The following is a 22,175-nucleotide window of genomic DNA, read 5'->3' as shown; positions in this document are numbered from 1 at the left end:
AAAAACAAAAAGCCCTTTCCGAATGGAAAGGGCTTTTTTATTTCTCAGAATAAATAATTTATGCTTCCAATGCAGGGGCACCTTCTTCTTCTTTTTTATCAATCAAATCCTCAACTTTTTTGCGTTTTACAGTGTCGTACATAATCGGTGTTGCAATAAACAAAGACGAATAAGTACCTACAACGATACCAACGATAATTGCAAACAACAATCCACGAATAGATTCCGCACCAAAGAAGAACATACACAACAATACAATAAGTGTGGTGAATGACGTATTTAACGTTCTTCCCAAAGTACTGCTCAATGCCACGTCAATGATTCGATTCATTTTCCAGCCTGGGTGTTCGCCAAAGTATTCACGGATACGGTCAAACACAATTACCGTATCATTCAGCGAGTAACCAATTACGGTAAGTATTGCCGCAATAAAAGCTTGGTCAATCTCCATACTGAAAGGCATAAACCTATACGTTAGGGAAAACACACCTAAAACGATTATTACATCGTGTGCCACAGCAGCCACAGCACCCAAACTAAACTGCCATCTTCTAAAGCGCAACAGAATATAAAGGAAAACCACAACCAACGAACCGAATACGGCCCAGAAAGAGTCCTTCTTAATATCATCTGCAATGGTAGGGCTCACCTTGTAATATTCCATCCTTCCGATGGTTTTTCCGGTTTGGTCCCCAACAAACTTTTCATAGGTCATATCAGCTGGCATATCTTTTTTAACGGTTTCAAAAAGCATGTGCTCTATTTCCTCATCCACTTCTGTACCGGTTTCGTCAACCTTATATTTAGTTGTAATCTTCAACTGGTTGTCGCCACCATAGGTTTTAGCCTCGGCACTTCCAAAGGTTTTTATAAGATTGCTTTGAATTTCCTGTGAATTTACATCTTTTTCAAAACGAACGGTATATGTACGTCCACCTACAAAGTCAACACCTTGGTTAAGACCAATGGTGAACAAAGATGTAACACTTATCAAAATCAAAATTCCAGAAATCACATAGGCAATTTTACGTTTTCTCAAGAACTGAATACTTACATTTTTGAAAAGATCTTTAGTCACAGATGTTGAACAAGGCAATGGTTTACCATTTTTGGTATAACTGTCAATAAACAATCTTGTGATGAAAATAGCCGTAAACAATGAAGTAGCAATACCTATCAACAATGTAGTTGCAAAACCTTGAATTGGTCCAGTTCCAAAAACCAAAAGAATCAAACCAGTAAGACCAGTAGTAATGTTGGCATCAAGAATGGAAGACAATGCATTATTGAAACCATCCTTAACGGCATCTTTCTGTGCCTTGCCTTTTGCAAGCTCTTCTTTAATCCTTTCAAAGATAAGTACGTTCGCATCCACAGACATACCTACCGTCAATACAATACCCGCAATACCCGGTAAGGTAAGTACAGCACCAAGTCCAGCTAAAATTCCGAAGATAAATAATATGTTTACCATCAAAGCGATATCAGCAAAAGCCCCAGCTTTTCCATAATAACCAATCATCCATAAAAGCACTATAAAAAGCGCAACAACGAAAGACATTACCCCACTGTCAATTGCTTCATGGCCCAATGTTGGTCCAACAACTTCCCCTTGAATAATCTCTGCGGAAGCTGGCAATTTACCTGCACGCAACACGTTGGCCAAATCCTGTCCTTGTGGCACAGTAAAGTTTCCGGAAATCTGGCTACGGCCTCCAGCAATTGGTCCTGAAGTTACTCCAGGCGCAGAATAAACAATATTATCTAGAACTATAGCAATCTGGCTCTGGTTTTGGTATGCATCGCCAGTCATTTGCTCCCAAACTTTGGCACCTTGACCGTTCATTTGCATAGAAACCACTACACGACTTAAATTGTCATATTCCTGTCTTGCATCAACCACAACACTTCCTCCAAGTGGTGGAACATTGTCTCTATTTCCTTTCAACGCATATAGCGCAGTTATTTCTTCACCATTTAATTGTGCATCTGCCTCTGGCAAGCCCCAAACAAATTTCGCGAAACGCAATTCAGTTGGCAACAATGATTTTACTTGCGGATTGCGCAAATAACCATTTATAGTCGAGGTATCTTTTAATCTGAAAGTAGCAATCACAGGACTTCCTTGGCTACCCAAAGAAACCATTTTTGAAAGTATTGGGTTTGCTTTATTATCGTTAACAAGTGAATCTTTCACATCCTGTCCACCCAAAAGTTTACTTACATCGTCCTCTTCTGTTTTAGTTGAATCAACAACAGTCTTTGTTGTTTCAGTTTCAGATGCATTTTTCGCCATTGCAATTTCACCAGCTTTGGTATCTGCAGCTTGCAGGAATCCTGCCATTTCATCAAACTTATAAACATCCCAGAATTCAAGCTGAGCAGTACTTTGAAGAAGTTTCTTTACCCTGTCAACATCTTTCGCTCCCGGAAGTTCAACAAGTATTCTTGCGGATTTCCCTAAACGTTGAATGTTTGGTTGGGTTACCCCAAATTTGTCAATACGCTTTCTTAAAACTTCAAAAGCAGAAGTAATAGACTCATCGATTTTCTTTTCAATAATTGGTTTTACCTGTGCATTGGTCATTCCAATATCAATTACATCTTCCAAGTTTTTGTTGAAGAAAATATCTGGTGACGCAAGTTCGTTCTCGCCCGGAAGCGCCTCAAATGCCTGAAAGAAAGACTCAATGTAAGTATCCTGGCTATTCTTCTGAAGTTCCTTGGCATTCTCCAAAGCTTGGTTAAATGCAGGGTCTTTAGTATTGTTTGCCAACCCTTTCAAGATGTCTTTTACAGAAACCTCAAGGATAACGTTGATACCTCCTTTAAGGTCAAGACCTTTGTTCAATTCCCTCTCCTTAGCATCATTGTAGTCTATTCCCAAGAATATTGACTGGGTGCCCACAGAATCAAGGTAACGGGCTTCTGCGTTGTCACGCTCGTGTGGTTCATTTTCAGAGAATTTGCTATTGGCAAACTCCTTAGCGCTGTCCTCCACTTTGCTAGCCACATAAGTGAATGAGAGCTGATAAATACTTACCAATCCAAAAAGGATGGCAAATATGGTAATTAGTCCTTTGTTTTGCATGTATATATTTTTTTGGTCAGATTTTTTTATCCCAAAATTTCGGGAGCGCAAATATATGATTTGCTGTTATATCTGACAATTATCGCGGTTATTAATAAATTAATTTTAAAGACTTCGGAATGTGAAATACGGAAGCCGTTTTATGAAAGTGAAAAAAAGCTCAATTATGTTTCAACCTTTTCACTTTAAAAAATTTTACGAAGAATTTCTTTAAGAAAATGGTCCAGCCCGTACCTCTGGAATTTTATGTGAAGTAGTATCTATTAATAGTGAAACATTGCGATAGTTTTTATACGCAACTATTTCAAAATTTTGTTTTAAACTGAAATTAGCATCCTCTATGACAAGAGAAACAATTTGGTTTAAATATTGATCTTTTGCAGACTTTAATTCTACAAGTAGGCCATGAAGTCCTAGATCTGAACCATAATCCTTTTGGATTTTGATTACATCTAGTTTATAGGTATAGGAATCATTACTAAAAGGAATTTGGGAAGAGCCATCCTTTTCATTAAAAGCCGTATCATCAAGCTGAAGTTTGTTCTGTTTATAAAACAAATTCTTTATTACAGCTACATCAATGCTACTGTAGTAAGTAACTTTTAGTTTACCATCCAGCAGTTCTGATACTTGAACATCAGCAACGCCAATAGCTTTTAATTGGTTTGTTATATCGGAAACAGCACGTTGCGCCTCATCAGCACTTACAGATTTGGCATCAAATTGAACAACAATTTCCTGATTGGGAAGCGTTGATTGCTCCAAGCTTATTCCAAAAAAAGCAAGAGCAATTATTAATACCGGTATATACCATTTCCAGTTCACGCGTCAAATATAAAAAAATAAAGACTGTATCGCTACAGTCTTTATACAATATAAAATAAACAAAAAAATTAGAACTCTATTTCAAAATAAAGACTGCTCTCAGGGTTTAACTCTGTAACGTCTTCTCCTTTCAATACCTCACCGCTTTCATTCATCAATTTTAAATTAATTTTCCAATAGCCGGTCATTGTAAGTGACAATTTACCATTGTAAATTTTGGTTGCTGCATTATAAATCAAATCCTGATTGTTTGGCGAAGTGTGGTTCCCCATTCCGGGCATTCTTGGATCAACAGTTATTTTGAAGTTTTCAACCACTGGAAAAGACATCATAGTTTCCATTTTGTAAAGTACAGCTTGCAAATCGTTAATTGCAACTTTGGGGTCTTTAGGATTAACATAAGCCAAAATGTAACGCGTATTATCGCTGCCCGTAAATACTTGTGTTTTGTTCAAACCATCAGCAGGCTGTGCTACCGAAACCGCCATAGCCTCCTCGATTGCCTGACCGTTAAGGTTATAGTTAAGCATTACTTCCCAATATTCAGTGCCGTTGCTCGCCATTTGGAAAACGATATAACCTTTATAAACAGTGCTTTCTTCAGAATTGCTCAACATAGTGTGTGGTGCGGAATGGCTCATAGTTTCCATATGCATCATTGGCATCCAAGTGGGGGCGGCGTTGGTAACGTATTTGTTGCTAGCCATATCTTTTATTCGGATAGAAACTTCATTGTAACCCACTTCGAGGCCTGTTTTTTCAGAATAGATTTCAACAGAATGGTCAGCTTCTGAAAATTCATAAATTTTGTTCAAACCCTCAACAGGGCTAACTTCTACTGGTGTGTCATTATCATCATCAGAACAACTAACGAATGAAATGGATAGAATAAGGATTGCGAAAATATATTTTAATGTTTTCATATGTATTTAATATTTATTTTGAGTTATTAATTAATTGAATAAGAAATTGTTAAATAAAGGTTTCTGCCCATCCGCGGAATGTTGTTCCAATCGGTATAGGACGAATAATTTGTATCAAGAATGTTTTCAATCCCCGTTTTAACAAAAAGATCATTTTTATTTATGAAGAAACGTTTCCCAAAGCTTGCCGAAAGCGTGGCATAAGCAGCGGTTTTCGTTTCGCCATAAGCAGGATTGTAATTTATTTGCTCCCCAGCGCCATCAACCGAAAGCGATGCAGAATATTGGTTTTTATAGAAATCGAGTGCGCTCGTGTATGAAAGCGGGCTGATCAATGGCAAATTTTCGCTCTCATTGTCAACCCCTCGGTGATACGAAACATTAGCAGATAATTTAAAAGCATTTGAAATATTATACCTTCCCGAGAGTGAAGCATTAAAAAGCTGCGCATAATCAAGATTGGTATAAATTTTAACACCATCAGCACCAATGGTCATCGTGCTGAGCGAATTATCCACCACTCCAATTATATAATTGAAAATATGGAAATAATTTGCCCCAGCAGTAATTTCAAAAGTTGGTTTTTTATAGATTACCGAAATATTGGCATCTGCAGAACTTTCCGTGTTAAGGTCTGGGTCGCCAATATAATCGTGGTTATCAAAACTATTGAACAGATAAAACCCATACCCCTCCGAAACCGAAGGCGCGCGTTCGCCATACGAAAGACCACCGTTTAAGTGAAAATCATTCAGCATTTTGTGATATTGTGCCGAAAAGCTTTTCAAAAAACGGGTATTTGTCTTATCCATTTCGGGATAGAAAATTTTTAAGCTGTTCAACCCAAAATCATCTGCCACTGTATTTGAATGGTAAGCCAAACGCGTTGAAAGTTTTAACGAAGATTTTTCAAATGAAATGTGATCTTCGGCATAAAAACCAACGTCTTTGGTGCGCACATCTGGCCACGTTAACATAAACATCAACGGCTCGTTGCTGTTGGTTGGATACATTGTCATTTCTGCATAACTCTTATTGTAAAACCCATCCAGCTTGAAAAAGAAATGATTCTTTTCTTTGTTGAAATTCAGTTGCGAATAAAACCCGGCAGTTTCACTCCAGCCTGGCATATCCATATGTATCAATACATCTGGACGCTTGGTGTCATCCATGGTATGCTTAATGTTATTGTAATACAATTTGGATTCCCAATTGGTGAAATTCCCCAACAAAGTATCCTGATTAAAACTCACCGAACCGATTACCGCCCGCGCCAAGGAAACGTCCATTGTTAAGGCAGGATAACCCACATCGTTCGCTTCATCATATATTAAGGTAGCGGAAATGGATTTGTCCTCGGCCAATTTATAGCCCGAATTGATGGAGAAGTTATATTTTTCAAATTGCGAAAAAAGCACTTCTTTATCACCTCCAGCATAGTAATTATAAGCCTTACGATAGATTGCATCGGTATTCAAATAGAATTTTTCGTCGGAATAATTGAGTTCGCCACCAAAAACACGCATCTTGTTATTGCTTTCATAGGCGCTTTCCAATGAACTAGTCCAGCCAGTGGGCTTAAAATTACTTTTGTCCAGCTTCAAGTTGATACCACCGCCAATGGTATTCCCAAACGCCGCACCTTGTTGGCCAGAGCCAATCTGCGCTTCTGAAAGATTCGACACGTCAACATAGGAAGTTATTGGGTCCATTTTGTCGGTACACGCGCCGAAAATCTGCATTCCATCAATTGTTACAGCCAAACGTTCCGAAGCCATATCGTTCATCGTTGGCTCCCAAGCATAGGCGCCGCGTTTCACCATATTGACACTGAGTGACGACTCCAAAAACTCGTCCAATGTAGACAGTGGTTTGCGCTGTTTTTGATGGTCCAATTGTTTGCTTGCCGAAATTACAATCACCTCATTTAGATGAATCAATTTCAGGCTATCAGCGGGTATTTCTTGAGCGTACAACTGCGATGTTAAAGTACCACAAAGTAATGCACACAAAAGGTAACCCATAAGTATTACCCGCATGGGAAATACACTTTGAGATAATTTCATTTTACGATAGTTTTGAGAATTTAATAAGATATGGACACTCTGAATTATTCTAGAAAATTTCAGAATGAACCGTCGCTATAAATTATCCCAACTGTGGTGGATGAAGAATTTTTGAACTGAAAAGAGAAGAATTCAAATTTGGCTTGTAGCCAATATTTTCCAAGGAAGCAAACCCTGCTTCTGAAGCAAAAGTATACTCTTTAATATTTTCTGAAATAATAAACTGAAGAATTTCAGTTTTTGAAGTTTTACTGTTGAACGGATTCTTATTATCAGCACCAGCTTCTTTTGCCAACTCTTTCGACAAATGACATTTTCCGTTACATTGCATTTCCGGCTTGTCTTTGTTTTCGCAAAGTACGTTGACTATATAATCATAATTCACGACATAATCAACCACTGGCCACATAGGCTTTGTGAGCATTATTAAGGAAGAGATTATGAGAATTACATTTTTCACCATGCAAAATTACAATTCTTATACATTTCTAAAAATGATTTTTGTCACATTTAATGTTTTTAAATAAATCAAAGAGACATAAACCTGAAAACACATTTTTCTATAGGTTTCAGTTCGAGGCAAAATCTGACTGAGAACCAAAAATACTCTTCAAAAAACATTTTTTAATGAAAAACATTTATTTTCAAAATTTGTCAACTTTTTAGTGTTGATAAAATTTTATATAGCTGATTATAAATATATTAACAATACATTCTTGACAACTTTAAATTTTAATATTAGAATGAGATTACTATTTTAGTATATTTACCCTACATTAAAATTCCAATTCAAAACAACCAAAACACTTTCAGAATATGCAAGTAAAAACTGTCATCCCCGCACCTCAAACTTATACACAGGACGAAGCATTCGAAGCTTCGGTTGAATATTTTAAAGGAGACGATCTTGCAGCACGCGTATGGGTAAATAAATATGCCCTAAAAGATTCTGAAGGCAATATTTACGAAAAAACGCCGAACGACATGCACCGTCGCATTGCAAAAGAAATTGCACGCGTGGAAAAGCGTTATGCAAATCCGATGACGGAAGACGAAGTTTTTGATGCCATAAAAGATTTTAAATACATCGTACCACAGGGCAGCCCAATGGCGGGTATTGGTAATCCATATCAAATTGCGTCACTTTCCAATTGCTTTGTAATCGGAAACGATGGCGATTCCGACTCTTACGGTGGAATTATGAAAATTGACCAAGAGCAAGTTCAATTAATGAAACGTCGCGGCGGTGTGGGTCACGATCTTTCGCACATACGACCAAAAGGCTCACCTGTGAAAAATTCAGCCTTGACCTCAACTGGAATCGTTCCGTTTATGGAGCGCTATTCAAACTCAACTCGTGAAGTGGCGCAAGATGGTCGCCGTGGCGCATTGATGCTTTCGGTATCTATAAATCACCCCGATTCCGAAGATTTTATCGATGCCAAAATGGAGCAGGGTAAAGTTACCGGAGCCAATGTTTCTGTTCGAATGGACGATGCTTTTATGCAAGCCGTGAAAGATGGAACAAACTATGTACAGAAATATCCTATTTTCAGCGAAAATCCAAAAAATACTAAAAAAATCGAGGCTGGAAAACTTTGGAAAAAAATAGTGCACAATGCATGGAAATCTGCTGAGCCGGGTATTCTTTTCTGGGATACTATTATTAAGGAGTCCGTTCCTGATTGTTATGCAGATTTGGGCTACAAGACCGTTTCTACCAATCCGTGTGGCGAAATTCCGCTATGTCCTTACGATTCCTGTCGTTTATTAGCCATCAATTTATTTTCTTATGTTGAGGAACCTTTCACAAAAAAGGCTTCTTTCAATTTTGAGCTCTTCAAAAAGCATATTGGGATCGCCCAACGAATTATGGACGATATTATCGATTTGGAACTTGAAAAAGTAGATGCTATTATCGACAAAATAAACGCCGACCCACAAGCTGAAGAAATAAAAGCTGTTGAAAAAAATCTCTGGTTGAACATTCAAAGAAAAGCCGAAGAGGGCCGTAGAACTGGAATAGGCATTACCGCAGAAGGAGATATGCTTGCCGCTTTGGGCATAAAATACGGCAGCAAGGAAGGAATTGATTTTTCAGTTGAAATCCACAAGACGGTCGCTTTGGAAGCCTATCGCGCTTCGGTTTATGCTGCAAAAGAAAGAGGCGCTTTCAAAATATACGATAGCGAAAGAGAAAAAAACAATCCGTTTATCCTTCGCCTAAAAGATGCAGATGAAAAGCTGTATTACGATATGCTGGAATTCGGTCGAAGAAATATTGCGTTGCTAACCATCGCACCAACAGGAACCACAAGTTTGATGACGCAGACTACTTCTGGAATCGAGCCCGTTTTTCTTCCTGTTTACAAAAGAAGAAGAAAGGTGAACCCTAATGACAAAAACGTACGCATTGATTTTGTGGATGAATTGGGCGACAGTTGGGAAGAATACGTAGTTTTTCACCACCGTTTCAAGCAATGGATGGAAGTAAACGATTTTGATACCGATAAAAACTACAGCCAGGAAGAACTGAACAAAATCGTAAAAAAATCGCCTTACTACAAAGCCACTTCCAACGATGTGGACTGGATGAGCAAAGTACGCATGCAAGGCGCAGTGCAAAAATGGGTGGATCATTCCATTTCTGTAACTATCAACTTACCCAATGATGCTACTGAAGAATTGGTTGGAAAACTTTATTTGGAAGCATGGCAAGCCGGCTGTAAAGGCGTTACTGTTTACCGCGATGGTTCACGTTCTGGGGTTTTGATTTCCAACGAAGAAAAGGAAGAGGAAAATGAAACACTTACCGCTTTCCCTACAAAACGTCCAGAAGTTTTGGGTGCAGATGTAGTTCGTTTTCAAAATAGCAAAGACAAATGGATTGCGTTTATCGGTTTGATCGATGAAAAACCTTATGAAATCTTCACAGGTTTTGCCGATGATGAAGACGGTATTTTAATTCCACGTTGGGTAAATAACGGGGTAATTATTAAAAACAGAAATGAAGACGGAACTTCGCGTTACGATTTTCAGTATCAAAACAAAAGAGGCTACAAAACCACTATTGAAGGGCTTTCACATAAATTTAACCCAGAATTTTGGAACTATGCAAAATTGATTTCTAGCACGCTTCGCCACGGAATGCCGATTGAAAAAGCTGTGGAATTAATTAACAGCCTTCAATTAGATAGCGAAAGTATAAACACATGGAAAAACGGTGTTGCCCGCGCCTTAAAACGATACGTTGCCGACGGTACCGAAGCACGCAAACAGAAATGTGAAAATTGTAACAGTACATCGCTTATTTATCAAGAAGGTTGTTTGACTTGCAAGGATTGTGGGTCTTCTAAATGCGGATAGTTCTCGACTGAGTTCGAACTGACACCATATAATAAAAAAGCCGGCAATTACCGGCTTTTTCAATTTTATACACTTAATTGCAAATTACAATTCAAGCAAATCATTTGTTTTGCGAACACCTTCCGCACTTTCTTTCATGTGTGCTTTTTCGGCATCGTTCAATTCAAGTTCAACGATTTTTTCGATACCGTTTCTGCCCAAAATAACTGGAGCACCAATACAGATATCTTTCAATCCGTATTCGCCGTTGAGCATTACGGAGCAAGGAAACATTTTCTTTTGATCGCAAGCAATTGCCTGAACCAAACCTGAAACTGCTGCTCCCGGAGCATACCAAGCTGAAGTTCCCAAAAGTTTGGTCAATGTAGCACCGCCAACTTTAGTGTCTTCCATTACTTGATTTAATCTTTCTTCGGAAATAAACTTGGTAACCGGAACACTATTCCTAGTTGCCAAACGCGTCAATGGCACCATTCCAGTATCGCTGTGACCACCGATCACCATTCCGTCAACATCGCTGATTGGCGCACCCAAAGCCTCAGCCAAACGGTATTTAAAACGTGCGCTATCTAAAGCACCGCCCATTCCGATAATTCTGTTGCTGGGCAAACCTGATGTTTTATGAACCAAATAGGCCATCGTATCCATCGGGTTGCTTACTACGATTATAATTGTTTTAGGAGAATGTTTTACAAGGTTTGAGGACACGTCCTTTACTATTCCGGCATTGATACCAATCAATTCCTCACGCGTCATTCCTGGTTTACGTGGAATTCCACTGGTGATTACGCAGATATCACTATCAGCCGTTTTAGAATAATCACTTGTTACTCCAGTGATTTTCGTGTCAAAACCGTTTAAAGAAGCGGTCTGCATCAAATCCATCGCCTTTCCTTCGGCAAATCCTTCTTTGATGTCCAACAAAACTACTTCACTTGCAAAATTCTTGATGGCAATGTACTCTGCACAACTTGCGCCCACAGCACCTGCTCCTACAACTGTTACTTTCATATTAATATGTTTATTGTTTGTGATTTATGGTTATTCTGACGGATATCAGAATCGTTTTTATTTGTTTTCAAGTATTATTGAAATACTACACAAAAGTACTATTATCTACTTAAAATTATGACAATAAAGGGTTAAAAACTAAAAAGCCCATTGCTGAATGTATCAGCAATGGGCTTTTCAAAAATTATTTAGATTTAGTTACACATCAATATTCGCATAAATTGCGTTTTTCTCAATAAACTCACGTCTTGGCGGAACTTCGTCACCCATCAACATTGAGAAAATTCTATCAGCTTCGGTACCGTTATCTATTGTTACTTGGCGTAAAGTACGGAATTCAGGGTTCATTGTAGTATCCCAAAGTTGTTCGGCGTTCATTTCACCCAGACCTTTATAGCGCTGGATTGCTGCACTTCCACCAAACTGTTCGTTTAGGGCATCACGAGCTTTATCGCTCCAGGCATATTCTTTTTTGGCACCTTTTTTCACTAAATAAAGCGGTGGAGTGGCAATATAAACGCAACCCGCTTCAACTAATTCACGCATATAACGGAAAAAGAAAGTAAGAATCAGCGTTGCAATGTGGCTACCATCCACATCCGCATCACACATAATCACAACTTTATGATAGCGTAATTTTTCAAGGTTTAATGCCTTACTGTCTTCTTCGGTCCCGATGGTTACACCAAGAGCCGTATAAATATTTCGGATTTCTTCGTTTTCAAAAACTTTGTGCTGCATTGCTTTTTCCACGTTGAGAATTTTTCCTCGAAGCGGAAGAATAGCTTGGAAATTACGATCACGTCCTTGTTTAGCAGTTCCACCTGCGGAATCACCCTCTACAAGAAATACTTCGCATTTTACAGGATCCTGTTCAGAACAATCAGAAAGTTTTCCTGGCAGTCCACCACCACTCATTACCGTTTTGCGCTGAACCATTTCTCTAGCCTTTCGCGCTGCATGGCGTGCCTGTGCCGCAAGTATTACTTTTTGAACTATTATTTTCGCATCGTTTGGATGTTCTTCCAAATAATTTTCAAGCATTTCGGAAACCGCTTGACTCACAGCTGAAGTAACTTCACGGTTACCCAATTTAGTTTTTGTTTGCCCTTCAAATTGCGGTTCTTGCACTTTAACTGAAATAATTGCGGTCAATCCTTCACGGAAGTCATCACCTGCAATCTCGAATTTCAATTTATCCAGCATTCCGGAAGCGTCGGCATATTTCTTTAACGTACGGGTAAGACCTGCACGAAAACCAGCAAGGTGCGTTCCCCCTTCGTGGGTATTTATATTGTTTACGTAGGAATGAAGGTTTTCACTAAAAGAAGTGTTATAAACCATCGCAACTTCAACAGGAATATCATTCTTTTCGCCTTCCATTGAAATTACATCCGTAATTATTGGTTCGCGATTTCCATCCAAAAAGCGGATGAATTCCTTTAACCCTTCTTCACTGTGGAATTTTTCGGTTTCGCTCTCTCCATTTTCATTCTTTTCCCTTTTATCGGTAAAGTAAATAGTGATTCCCTTATTCAAAAAAGAAAGCTCACGCATTCTACTTGCAAGGGTATCATAACTATATTCCAACGTTTGCTGAAATATTTCGCTGTCCGGTTTAAAAGTAACTATAGTCCCGCGAAAATCGGTTTCACCAATAGTCTTTACGGGATATAAAGCTTTACCGCGCTCATATTCCTGTTGCCATACTTTACCATCGCGGTGCACGGTAGCAGTTAAATGTTCCGATAGTGCATTAACCACGGAAACCCCAACCCCGTGAAGACCTCCGGAAACTTTATAGGAATCTTTATCAAATTTTCCACCCGCTCCAATCTTGGTCATTACAACCTGAAGTGCAGAGACCCCTTCTTTTTTGTGAAGATCCACGGGAATTCCACGACCGTTATCCTTTACGGTTACCGAGTTGTCCTCGTTTATCCATATTTCAATCGTGTCGCAATAGCCACCCATGGCCTCATCGATGGAGTTGTCCACCACTTCATAAACCAAATGATGCAAACCGCGCGGGCCTACATCGCCAATATACATAGAGGGGCGCATACGCACGTGCTCCATTCCTTCCAACGCTTGAATCTGGTCGGCGCCGTAGCTGCCTTTTTTCTGTTCTTCGCTCATATAATAATTTGAATGATTTTCAGTTTTTTTCGTAACGAACAAATATAACCAAATACCCAATAAAATTGAGGGTTTACGCAATTTTTAAGTCGTAAGTTATTAACAAATTGCTGTGGAAAAACGCAACATTTCAAGCCTTAAAAAAGAGATTTCGGATTTGGCGTAATAGTTGCGCACTATTTTCGACTTATTAAACGTTTTTATTATTTATATTTTAATGAATTTTAATCTTTTTTAAACTTTTCACTGAAATATTTGTCCTATTTCTTGAATAGGCCTTAACTTATTTGAAACTCTTTATTTATGAAAAAAATACCCTTAATATTTTTTATTGTTTTTTCTCCTTTTGCTTTTCAAACCTTGCAAGCACAAAGTTTTCCAGAAATGGATTCCTCTCCAATGGATTTAACAATGGCAAGGCTTGACAAAAAAAGTCTGCCCTTGGCAAGAGTTATTTACAGTCGCCCACAAAAAAAAGGCCGTGATATTTTTGGAGGCCTAGTGCCTTATGGCGAAGTGTGGCGTACTGGTGCTAATGAAGCAACGGAATTAACTATTTATACTCCTTTGAAATTTGGGAAAACACTTTTAAACCCTGGAACTTACACACTTTATACAATTCCTGACGAAGAAAATTGGACCATCATCATAAACAGTGACAACAATGTTTGGGGTGCTTTCAGCTATAAAAAAGATAAAGATGTGGCCAGAATTACAGTGCCGTGTTTGCAGGCCGTTGCACCCATTGAATCACTCTCGATGATTTTTAAAACAGACAGCAAAGGAACCACATTAATGATTGGCTGGGATGACCATTATGTGGAAATTCCTTTCAAAAAAATCTGAGTACTTTTTTGAAAGGAATTTCAATTTCCAAATCACAAATCCCAAATTCACAAAAATAAAGGGTTGGGATTTGGGATTTGTTTTTTGAGATTTAATTTTTAAGGAATATTCAAGTATTTATGTGTTTGCAGCGAAACTTTCCACTGTGGGTTTTGCATTACATAATCCACGATTAGGGGACTCATCTTTTCGCGTTTGCTCCATTCAGGTTGCAAATAAAGGATGCAGTCCTTGCCTACTTTAGCTGCTTGTTCTTCCGCGAAGCGGAAATCATCATTGTTGAAAACAATTACTTTCAATTCATTCGCAGCCTTATAAACTTCTTCAGTAGGAAGTTTCATTTTCTTTGGAGAAAGGCATATCCAATCCCAAGTTCCGGTAAGTTTATAAGCCCCAGAAGTTTCAATATGCGTCTGCATGCCACGTGTTTTCAACATTTCTGTTAATGGCCCCATGTCCCACGTAAGTGGCTCGCCTCCTGTAATTACGATGGTTTTAGAATATTTTGAAGCGTTTTCAACAATTGCTTCAATTGCAGTTGGCGGATGCAGCTCCGCATTCCAACTTTCTTTTACGTCGCACCAATGGCAACCAACATCACAGCCGCCAACTCTAATAAAATATGCGGCAGTTCCTTTGTGAAATCCTTCGCCCTGAATGGTATAAAACTCTTCCATTAATGGAAGCATCACTCCTTTGTCCACTAAATGCTGTACTTCTTTTTTCATCGCTGCAAAATTACTTGAATTGTGGGTGAAAACTATAGTATTTGAGAAGCAAATTCTAAATAAAAATATTTAGACACTTGGAATTTGGTGCTTTAAAAAACTTGGTGCTCTATAATTTATTACTTTTGAGCAAAATTTAGTGCCATGGCAGATAAACAGGCTTTTTTTAATTACATAAACAACGGTTACACAACAAAAGGAGATTTCATAACTCTTGGATCGGCTATGCTTGACGGTGAAACCGTAAAAGACGCATACGTTAAAATTCCTTTAAAAACACTAAACCGTCACGGATTGATTGCTGGTGCTACGGGTACTGGAAAAACCAAAACACTTCAAATTATTGCTGAAAACCTTTCTGAAAAAGGAATTCCAGTACTTATGATGGATATAAAAGGAGACCTCAGTGGCATTGCCGAGCCTGGAACAAACAATGCCAAAATTGAAGAACGCCACACTGCAATTGGTTTTCCGTATGAAGCAAAAAAGTTTCCTGCTGAAATACTTACTCTATCAGATCAAGAAGGCGTTCGTCTTCGCGCTACCGTTAGTGAATTTGGTCCTGTATTGCTCTCTCGAATTCTCGACTTGAGCGATGTGCAGGCGGGTATAGTTTCTGTCATTTTTAAGTATTGTGACGATAACAAAATGCCTTTGCTGGATTTAAAGGATTTCAAAAAAATATTACAATACGCCACAGACGAAGGTAAAGATGAATTTGCAGATGCGTACGGCCGTATTTCTACTTCTTCAACAGGTTCCATTTTACGAAAAGTTGTGGAATTGGAACAGCAAGGAGCAGATATGTTTTTTGGAGAAAAATCGTTTGATACTGATGATTTACTTCGTGTGAATGAAAACGGAATGGGTTACATTAACATTATCCGTTTGACAGATATTCAAGATCGGCCGAAGCTTTTTTCAACTTTTATGCTTAGCCTATTAGCTGAAATTTATGCTACATTCCCCGAACAGGGTGACAGTGGTAGGCCGGAATTAGTGATTTTTATTGACGAAGCGCATTTAATTTTCAACGAAGCCAGCAGCGCACTTCTAAACCAAATAGAAAGCATTGTAAAACTGATTCGCTCCAAAGGTGTTGGGCTTTATTTTGTTACGCAAAATCCAACCGATGTGCCTGACGCGGTTTTGAGCCAATTGGGTCTAAAAATACAGCACGCGCTTCGTGCATTTACAGCAAAAGACAGAAAGGCCATCAAATTGACAGCTGAAAACTACCCACTTTCAGATTATTATAAAACCGACGAGGTTTTGACAGCTTTAGGGATTGGGGAAGCTTTGGTAAGCGCCCTTAACGAAAAGGGAATCCCAACGCCACTAGCACGAACTATGCTTCGAGCACCGATGAGCCGCATGGATATTTTGACAGATATTGAATTGAAAGATTTGTTAAAAACCTCAAAATTAATCCCGAAGTACAACGAAGTTATAGACCGCGAAAGTGCCTATGAAATGTTGACAGAGAAAATTGAAATTGCCAACAAAGAAGAAGCAAAGGAAAAAGCTCAAAAAGAAAAAGAAGAAGCTAGAAAAACCACTTCAAGCCGAAGCTCATCCAGCCGGAGAAGCACTTCAAATCCTTGGATAAAAACACTTTCCAGCCCAACCGTTATTCGTAGCGTTTTAGGAATTTTGGGGAAGATGATGAAATAATTTAGTGGTCAGTAAAAAAAACTTATAAATTAAAATAAAAAAATAAATGAAAAAGACACTTTTAATAATTGGAATAGTTTCACTTGCTTTTGTTCAATGCGGAAAGGACAGCGATCCTTTTTTGATTAAAAATGGTTCCATTGGAAACCTAAACAAGGAAATAAAAATCAAGCAAATCGATTCCATTTTTGAAGCAGATTCCATTGTGAAAATAAACTCATCTCCCAATGCTCTGGAAACACAGGGAGAAGTTGAAATTTATGAAAAAGGCGGCAAACAACTTCTTTTACTTTCGCCCGATGATGAAAGCGATCCAAATTCAACCGTAAAAAATATACAGGTTTTTGATTCCAGATATAAAACCGAAAAAGGCTTAACCTCAGCAAGCACCTGGAAGGATGTTAAGGCCAATTACACCATAGACAATATTGAAACCACCATCAATGCTGTTGTAATATTTTTGAAAGAAACCGATGTCTTTTTGACTATTGACAAAAAAAGCCTTCCAGAAGAGCTTCGCTACAACATGGACTTAAAAGTTGAGGCCAGCCAAATACCAGATGATGCGCCTTTCAAATATTTTATGATAGGCTGGGAGCCTACAGCTAAATAAATTTTTGGCTGCAAAGATTTTGTTAACATTCATTATCATCTGAATGCTTTCCTTTAATTTTAATCCAATTAACCATCAAAAATAATTGAATTATGATTAAGATTTTAGGTTTCATTTTAACCATTGCAGGAGGAATTGGTCTAGTAATGGGCGTTCTTAGCGCATTTGGAAGTCTCAACGTTGGGATGAGCCCTTGGGCGCTGATTATATTGGGTATTGTATTCTTCTTTGCAGGTATAGGCCTTCTTAAAAATAGAAAAGATACAGATCAAACATAAATCATGAATTTTAAAACCCTTTGAAGTTCAAAGGGTTTTATATTTAAACACTATTGTTATGCCAAATCCAAGAATCAAAAACGAAGAGCAATATGAGGCATTGCGAGAGAAAGGATACAGCAAAGAAAAATCTGCTCGTATTGCAAACACCCCAAATGCTGGGAAAAAAGGCGGTAAAGCCAAACCTTATGAGGAATGGACAAAAACCGAACTATATGAACAAGCAAAACACGTTGGTATCGACGGACGTTCAAAAATGAAGAAAAAAGAACTTATTCACGCTTTAAGAAATAATTAATGAGCAATCAATTAAGACCATTCCACCTAGCGATTCCCGTTGATAATTTGGAGCATTGCAGAAAATTTTACAGAGATGTACTTGAACTTCCTGAAGGGAGAAGTAGTGACCATTGGGTAGATTTTGACTTTTTTGGGCACCAGCTTGTCATTCACTTGAAAGAAAAAAATCCCAAAGTAAAAGAAATTATAAATCCTGTGGACGGCAAGGACGTGCCGATACCTCATTTCGGAGTAGTGTTGGATATGAAAACCTTTAGGATTTTTTCAGAAAAACTAATTCAAAAAAACATTACCTTCATCATAGCCCCATATATCCGTTTTGAAGGACAGGTAGGCGAACAGGCCACAATGTTTTTTAAGGATCCAGCAGGAAATGCATTGGAATTTAAAGCATTTGAAGATCTAACTCAATTATTCGCCAAATGATCAAACAAATACCCCCTCAGTTAATACGCCAAATATTTGTAATCTTGCTCATCTTATTAATGGGAAGTCTTATTTTTAGAGAACTGCTTCCATATCTTACTGGAGTTTTGGGTGCTGTAACCATCTATGTTCTTATGCGTAAATGGATGGCCACATTGGTTAATAAGAAAAAATGGAACCCGTCCTTGGCTGCAACGGTTTTAATGGTAATTTCCTTTTTTTTAATCCTTATTCCTATTGCCGGAATAATTTTAATGCTCACTAACAAAATTGGAAAAGCCGTTCAGAATTCTGAAGAAGTAGTTAATGCGCTAAAGGAACAGTTGGGCAAAATGGAAGATAAGATAGGATATGATCTCAATTCACAAATTGATCCTGGAGCAATAACAGGTTGGCTTTCTGAAAATCTTCAAAATTTAGCTGGTGGTACCTTCAACGCTTTTATTGCAATTGGTTTGATGTATTTTATGCTCTATTATATGTTTATAAATCGTACCGATTTAAGAGAGTCTCTGAAAGAATACATCCCTATGAATCGTGAAAACTTAAAAGAAATAGGTTCCGAAGTGCAGACAATGGTGCGTTCCAATGCGCTGGGAATTCCTTTGGTTGCATTGGCCCAAGGAGTTGTAGCTCTTATTGGTTTTCTTATTTTCGGAATTGAAGATCCTTTATTTTGGTTCGTTATTGTAACCATTGGTAGCATGATTCCCTTCGTTGGGACATTGATTGGAATTCTACCTGTTTTTGTGCTCACGCTTTCAACAGGACATAGTTTTCAGGCCTGGGGAATTCTTATTTACGGTTTTGTAGTTGTGGGCTCAACGGATAATATAATTCGCCTCTACGTACTTAAAAAGCTTGATAATGTCCATCCACTTATTACACTTGTTGGGGTGATTGTTGGAGTGCCACTATTTGGTTTTATAGGGTTAATCTTCGGCCCATTGCTTATAAGTCTTTTTATGGTGATTGTACGTATCTATAGGAAAGAATACGGAAAAGAAGAAATAACCACCGATGAACAAGCGGTGTGAATTTATTTCCCGAATAATTATTTGTCTCTTCAAAAATATTTATAACATAATTTTAAAAGTATTCGGATTTCCATTTGTTACTTTTAAATAAAAAAATAAAGATTATGATTTTCGGAAAAAAGAAAAATAAGGACTCTTCAAACATCGCGATGATGGACTCCAAAGTCAACCAAAATTACGTTGAGGAAAAAGTGACTAAAATTAAGGACGAAGATGTTGAAGTAGTCATGGAAAATGAAGAAGGTATTTCAGAAAAATTGAGCAATGCAAGTCCTTTGCGTAAATATGCCGAACTCGGAAAAATTATGTTTGCAATGCTAAAAGACGTAAAAAAAGGGAATTACCCAAATGTTCCTTGGTTTACAATTGCTTCTATTGTAGTTGCGCTTTTATATGTTTTCAACCCCTTCGATTTGGTTCCAGATTTCATTCCGGGAATTGGGTATATTGATGATTTGGCAGTACTCTCCATCAGCATGGGATGGATAGAAACAGATCTTCACAAATATTTGGATTGGCGTTTGGCTGAAAATGAAAAAGCTTAAACCTTTCTTTGCTCGCGCGCTAAAAGGGTGTTTTTAAGAAGCATAGCTATGGTCATCGGGCCCACGCCACCAGGAACGGGAGTTATATAGGAAGCTTTTTTGCTAACGTTTTCAAAATCAACATCTCCTGTAATAACATACCCTTTTGGGTGTGTTGGATCTTCTACTCTAGTAATCCCTACATCTATAATAACTACATCATCCTTTACCATTTCGGCTTTCAAGAAGTTGGGAACTCCCAATGCTGAAATAATTATATCTGCTTGTGTGGTTATTTGCGCAATGTTTTTTGTGTTGCTGTGTGTTAAGGTTACCGTACTGTTTCCGGGCCATCCTTTTCGGCTCATTAATATACTCATTGGACGACCAACAATATGGCTTCTTCCTATAACTACAGTATGTTTTCCTTTGGTTTCTACATTATATCTTTGCAATAATTCCAGAATGCCAAAAGGTGTAGCTGGAATGAAGGTACTCATATCCAAAGCCATTTTTCCGAAATTTTCTGGATGGAAACCATCCACATCTTTTGATGGGTCTACGGTAAGCAAAACTTTTTGAGTATCAATTTGTGGAGGTAATGGAAGCTGAACGATGAAACCGTCAATATTGTCGTCTTCATTAAGTTCTTTAATCTTTTTTAATAATTCTAATTCGCTGGTAGTATCTGGCATTTTAACCAATGTTGACTCGAAACCAACGCGTTCGCAGGCCTTAACCTTGCTTCCAACGTATGTAAGACTAGCGCCATCATTTCCCACAATGATAGCTGCAAGATGTGGAACTTTTTCGCCATTGGCTTTCATCTTATCGACTTCGGCTGCGATTTCATTTTTGATGTCGTTGCTTACTTTCTTTCCGTCTAGAATGGTCATAATTCCTATAATTAAATATTAAAACCTCTCGACTGCGCTCGAGGTGACATCTTAAAAATTTACCTCATTTTACCCATTGCCTGCATCATCTTTCTTCCGCCGCCGCCTTGCATCATCTTCATCATTTTGCTCATTTGATCGAATTGTTTTAGCAATTGATTTACTTGCTGAACACTCGTTCCACTTCCAGAGGCAATTCTTTTTTTGCGGCTTCCATTTATTACCGAGGGTTGGGTCCGTTCTGTTGGTGTCATAGAGTGGATAATGGCTTCAATACCTTTGAAGGCATCATCATCAATATCTACATCTTTTAAAGCTTTTCCAGCCCCGGGAATCATTCCCACCAAATCTTTCATGCTTCCCATCTTCTTAACCTGTTGAATTTGGTTAAGGAAATCATCAAACCCGAATTGGTTCTTCGCAATTTTCTTCTGAATTTTTCTGGCTTCCTCTTCATCAAACTGTTCTTGTGCTCTTTCAACAAGTGAAACAACATCTCCCATCCCCAAAATACGGTCGGCCATACGAGCTGGGTGAAACACGTCAATGGCATCCATCTTTTCACCGGTACCAATGAATTTGATAGGTTTATCAACAACACTTTTAATGGAAATTGCGGCACCACCACGAGTATCACCATCTAATTTTGTAAGTACAATACCGTCAAAATTCAACCTTTCATTAAAGGTTTTTGCTGTATTTACAGCATCCTGTCCCGTCATTGCATCAACCACAAATAGTGTTTCCTGTGGATTGATTGCTTTGTGAACATTTGCAATTTCGGTCATCATCGCCTCATCTATTGCAAGTCGACCAGCGGTATCCACAATTACAACATTAAAGCCGTTTTGCTTAGCGTGGGCAATTGCGTTTTGGGCAATTTGAACTGGATTTTTATTTTCGGGCTCACTGTAAACCTCAACACCAATTTGGTCTCCAACTACGTGTAATTGGTTTATTGCTGCGGGACGGTAAATATCACAGGCAACCAAAAGTGGCTTTTTTGCCTTTTTGGTTTTTAAATAATTGGCAAGTTTTCCAGAGAAAGTAGTTTTACCACTACCCTGCAGACCAGACATTAATATTACAGTTGGCGTGCCACTTAAATTGATTCCGGCAGTTTCACCACCCATCAATTCGGTAAGTTCATCTTTTACCAATTTCACCATTAATTGGCCTGGTTGCAATGTAGTAAGTACGTTTTGGCCCAGTGCCTTTTCCTTTACGGTATTGGTAAATTCCTTGGCAGTTTTGAAGTTAACATCGGCATCCAAAAGAGCGCGGCGCACTTCTTTTAGAGTTTCGGCTACGTTTACTTCAGTAATGCTGCCGTGACCTTTCAGTACGTGCAGTGCTTTGTCCAGCTTATCGCTTAAATTATCGAACATATTCTTGCTTTCTTTTTACGAGGGGCAAAGATAAAAAAAAGTAG

The 22,175-nt window shown here is 38.3% G+C and carries 19 protein-coding genes; 9 read left to right on the top strand and 10 right to left on the bottom strand.

Annotated features, from left to right (window positions below):
* Nucleotides 1-58: 58 nt before the first annotated feature.
* From secDF to ESU54_RS13290, 5 genes are all read right to left on the bottom strand, one after another.
* Nucleotides 59-3,091, bottom strand: a complete 3,033-nt coding sequence (secDF, locus tag ESU54_RS13310) for a protein translocase subunit SecDF (RefSeq protein WP_111844149.1) — start codon at nucleotides 3,089-3,091, stop codon at nucleotides 59-61.
* A 210-nt stretch (nucleotides 3,092-3,301) separates the two neighbouring features.
* Complete coding sequence (locus tag ESU54_RS13305) at nucleotides 3,302-3,916, bottom strand: hypothetical protein (protein ID WP_111844147.1); 615 nt, start codon at nucleotides 3,914-3,916, stop codon at nucleotides 3,302-3,304.
* 68 nt (nucleotides 3,917-3,984) lie between these two features.
* Nucleotides 3,985-4,839: a hypothetical protein gene (locus ESU54_RS13300; protein WP_111844146.1), complete on the bottom strand. Its 855-nt coding sequence runs from the start codon at nucleotides 4,837-4,839 to the stop codon at nucleotides 3,985-3,987.
* Nucleotides 4,840-4,865: 26 nt separating this feature from the next.
* Nucleotides 4,866-6,905: a TonB-dependent receptor gene (locus ESU54_RS13295; RefSeq protein ID WP_235004566.1), complete on the bottom strand. Its 2,040-nt coding sequence runs from the start codon at nucleotides 6,903-6,905 to the stop codon at nucleotides 4,866-4,868.
* An 82-nt stretch (nucleotides 6,906-6,987) separates the two neighbouring features.
* Nucleotides 6,988-7,329 (bottom strand): hypothetical protein, encoded by a 342-nt coding sequence (locus ESU54_RS13290; RefSeq protein ID WP_200830101.1) that lies wholly within the window; start codon nucleotides 7,327-7,329, stop codon nucleotides 6,988-6,990.
* Nucleotides 7,330-7,721: 392 nt separating this feature from the next.
* Here ESU54_RS13290 and ESU54_RS13285 point away from each other — a divergent pair, with 392 nt between their 5' ends.
* Entirely contained in the window at nucleotides 7,722-10,271 is a 2,550-nt protein-coding gene (locus ESU54_RS13285) for an adenosylcobalamin-dependent ribonucleoside-diphosphate reductase (RefSeq protein ID WP_111844145.1), read from the top strand.
* Between the two features lie 84 nt (nucleotides 10,272-10,355).
* Here ESU54_RS13285 and mdh read toward each other — a convergent pair whose 3' ends face one another.
* Both mdh and gyrB read right to left on the bottom strand, forming a co-directional pair.
* Complete coding sequence (gene mdh / locus ESU54_RS13280; protein ID WP_111844144.1) at nucleotides 10,356-11,282, bottom strand: malate dehydrogenase; 927 nt, start codon at nucleotides 11,280-11,282, stop codon at nucleotides 10,356-10,358.
* A gap of 198 nt (nucleotides 11,283-11,480) precedes the next feature.
* Nucleotides 11,481-13,421 (bottom strand): DNA topoisomerase (ATP-hydrolyzing) subunit B, encoded by a 1,941-nt coding sequence (gyrB, locus tag ESU54_RS13275; protein ID WP_111844169.1) that lies wholly within the window; start codon nucleotides 13,419-13,421, stop codon nucleotides 11,481-11,483.
* Between the two features lie 303 nt (nucleotides 13,422-13,724).
* On the opposite strand from gyrB, the gene ESU54_RS13270 reads away from it, so the two are divergent.
* Nucleotides 13,725-14,267, top strand: coding sequence for a DUF2911 domain-containing protein (locus tag ESU54_RS13270; protein WP_111844143.1), 543 nt, complete (start codon nucleotides 13,725-13,727; stop codon nucleotides 14,265-14,267).
* Nucleotides 14,268-14,365: 98 nt separating this feature from the next.
* On the opposite strand, the gene ESU54_RS13265 is transcribed toward ESU54_RS13270, so the two are convergent.
* Nucleotides 14,366-14,995, bottom strand: a complete 630-nt coding sequence (locus ESU54_RS13265; protein WP_111844142.1) for a 7-carboxy-7-deazaguanine synthase QueE — start codon at nucleotides 14,993-14,995, stop codon at nucleotides 14,366-14,368.
* A 144-nt stretch (nucleotides 14,996-15,139) separates the two neighbouring features.
* Between ESU54_RS13265 and ESU54_RS13260 the strand changes: the two genes are divergently transcribed.
* From ESU54_RS13260 to ESU54_RS13230, 7 genes are all read left to right on the top strand, one after another.
* Complete coding sequence (locus ESU54_RS13260; protein WP_111844141.1) at nucleotides 15,140-16,669, top strand: helicase HerA-like domain-containing protein; 1,530 nt, start codon at nucleotides 15,140-15,142, stop codon at nucleotides 16,667-16,669.
* A 46-nt stretch (nucleotides 16,670-16,715) separates the two neighbouring features.
* Nucleotides 16,716-17,282 (top strand): hypothetical protein, encoded by a 567-nt coding sequence (locus tag ESU54_RS13255; RefSeq protein ID WP_111844140.1) that lies wholly within the window; start codon nucleotides 16,716-16,718, stop codon nucleotides 17,280-17,282.
* A 92-nt stretch (nucleotides 17,283-17,374) separates the two neighbouring features.
* Nucleotides 17,375-17,560, top strand: a complete 186-nt coding sequence (locus ESU54_RS13250) for a hypothetical protein (RefSeq protein WP_111844139.1) — start codon at nucleotides 17,375-17,377, stop codon at nucleotides 17,558-17,560.
* A 58-nt stretch (nucleotides 17,561-17,618) separates the two neighbouring features.
* Nucleotides 17,619-17,858 (top strand): DUF7218 family protein, encoded by a 240-nt coding sequence (locus tag ESU54_RS13245; protein ID WP_111844138.1) that lies wholly within the window; start codon nucleotides 17,619-17,621, stop codon nucleotides 17,856-17,858.
* Complete coding sequence (locus tag ESU54_RS13240; RefSeq protein WP_111844137.1) at nucleotides 17,858-18,286, top strand: VOC family protein; 429 nt, start codon at nucleotides 17,858-17,860, stop codon at nucleotides 18,284-18,286. Before ESU54_RS13245 ends, ESU54_RS13240 begins: the two co-directional genes overlap by 1 nt.
* Nucleotides 18,283-19,323 (top strand): AI-2E family transporter, encoded by a 1,041-nt coding sequence (locus ESU54_RS13235; RefSeq protein WP_111844136.1) that lies wholly within the window; start codon nucleotides 18,283-18,285, stop codon nucleotides 19,321-19,323. Before ESU54_RS13240 ends, ESU54_RS13235 begins: the two co-directional genes overlap by 4 nt.
* A 104-nt stretch (nucleotides 19,324-19,427) precedes the next feature.
* Nucleotides 19,428-19,868 (top strand): YkvA family protein, encoded by a 441-nt coding sequence (locus ESU54_RS13230; RefSeq protein ID WP_111844135.1) that lies wholly within the window; start codon nucleotides 19,428-19,430, stop codon nucleotides 19,866-19,868.
* Here the strand turns inward: ESU54_RS13230 and ESU54_RS13225 are convergent.
* Together ESU54_RS13225 and ffh are read right to left on the bottom strand one after the other, a co-directional pair.
* Entirely contained in the window at nucleotides 19,865-20,743 is an 879-nt protein-coding gene (locus tag ESU54_RS13225; RefSeq protein ID WP_111844134.1) for a bifunctional 5,10-methylenetetrahydrofolate dehydrogenase/5,10-methenyltetrahydrofolate cyclohydrolase, read from the bottom strand. The genes ESU54_RS13230 and ESU54_RS13225 overlap by 4 nt on opposite strands.
* A gap of 59 nt (nucleotides 20,744-20,802) precedes the next feature.
* Entirely contained in the window at nucleotides 20,803-22,131 is a 1,329-nt protein-coding gene (gene ffh / locus ESU54_RS13220) for a signal recognition particle protein (protein WP_111844133.1), read from the bottom strand.
* Nucleotides 22,132-22,175: the final 44 nt, after the last annotated feature.

The sequence above is a fragment of the Aequorivita antarctica genome, assembly GCF_007997155.1.
Lineage (GTDB): Bacteria > Bacteroidota > Bacteroidia > Flavobacteriales > Flavobacteriaceae > Aequorivita > Aequorivita antarctica.
This window is presented reverse-complemented; position numbering and strand designations above follow the sequence as displayed.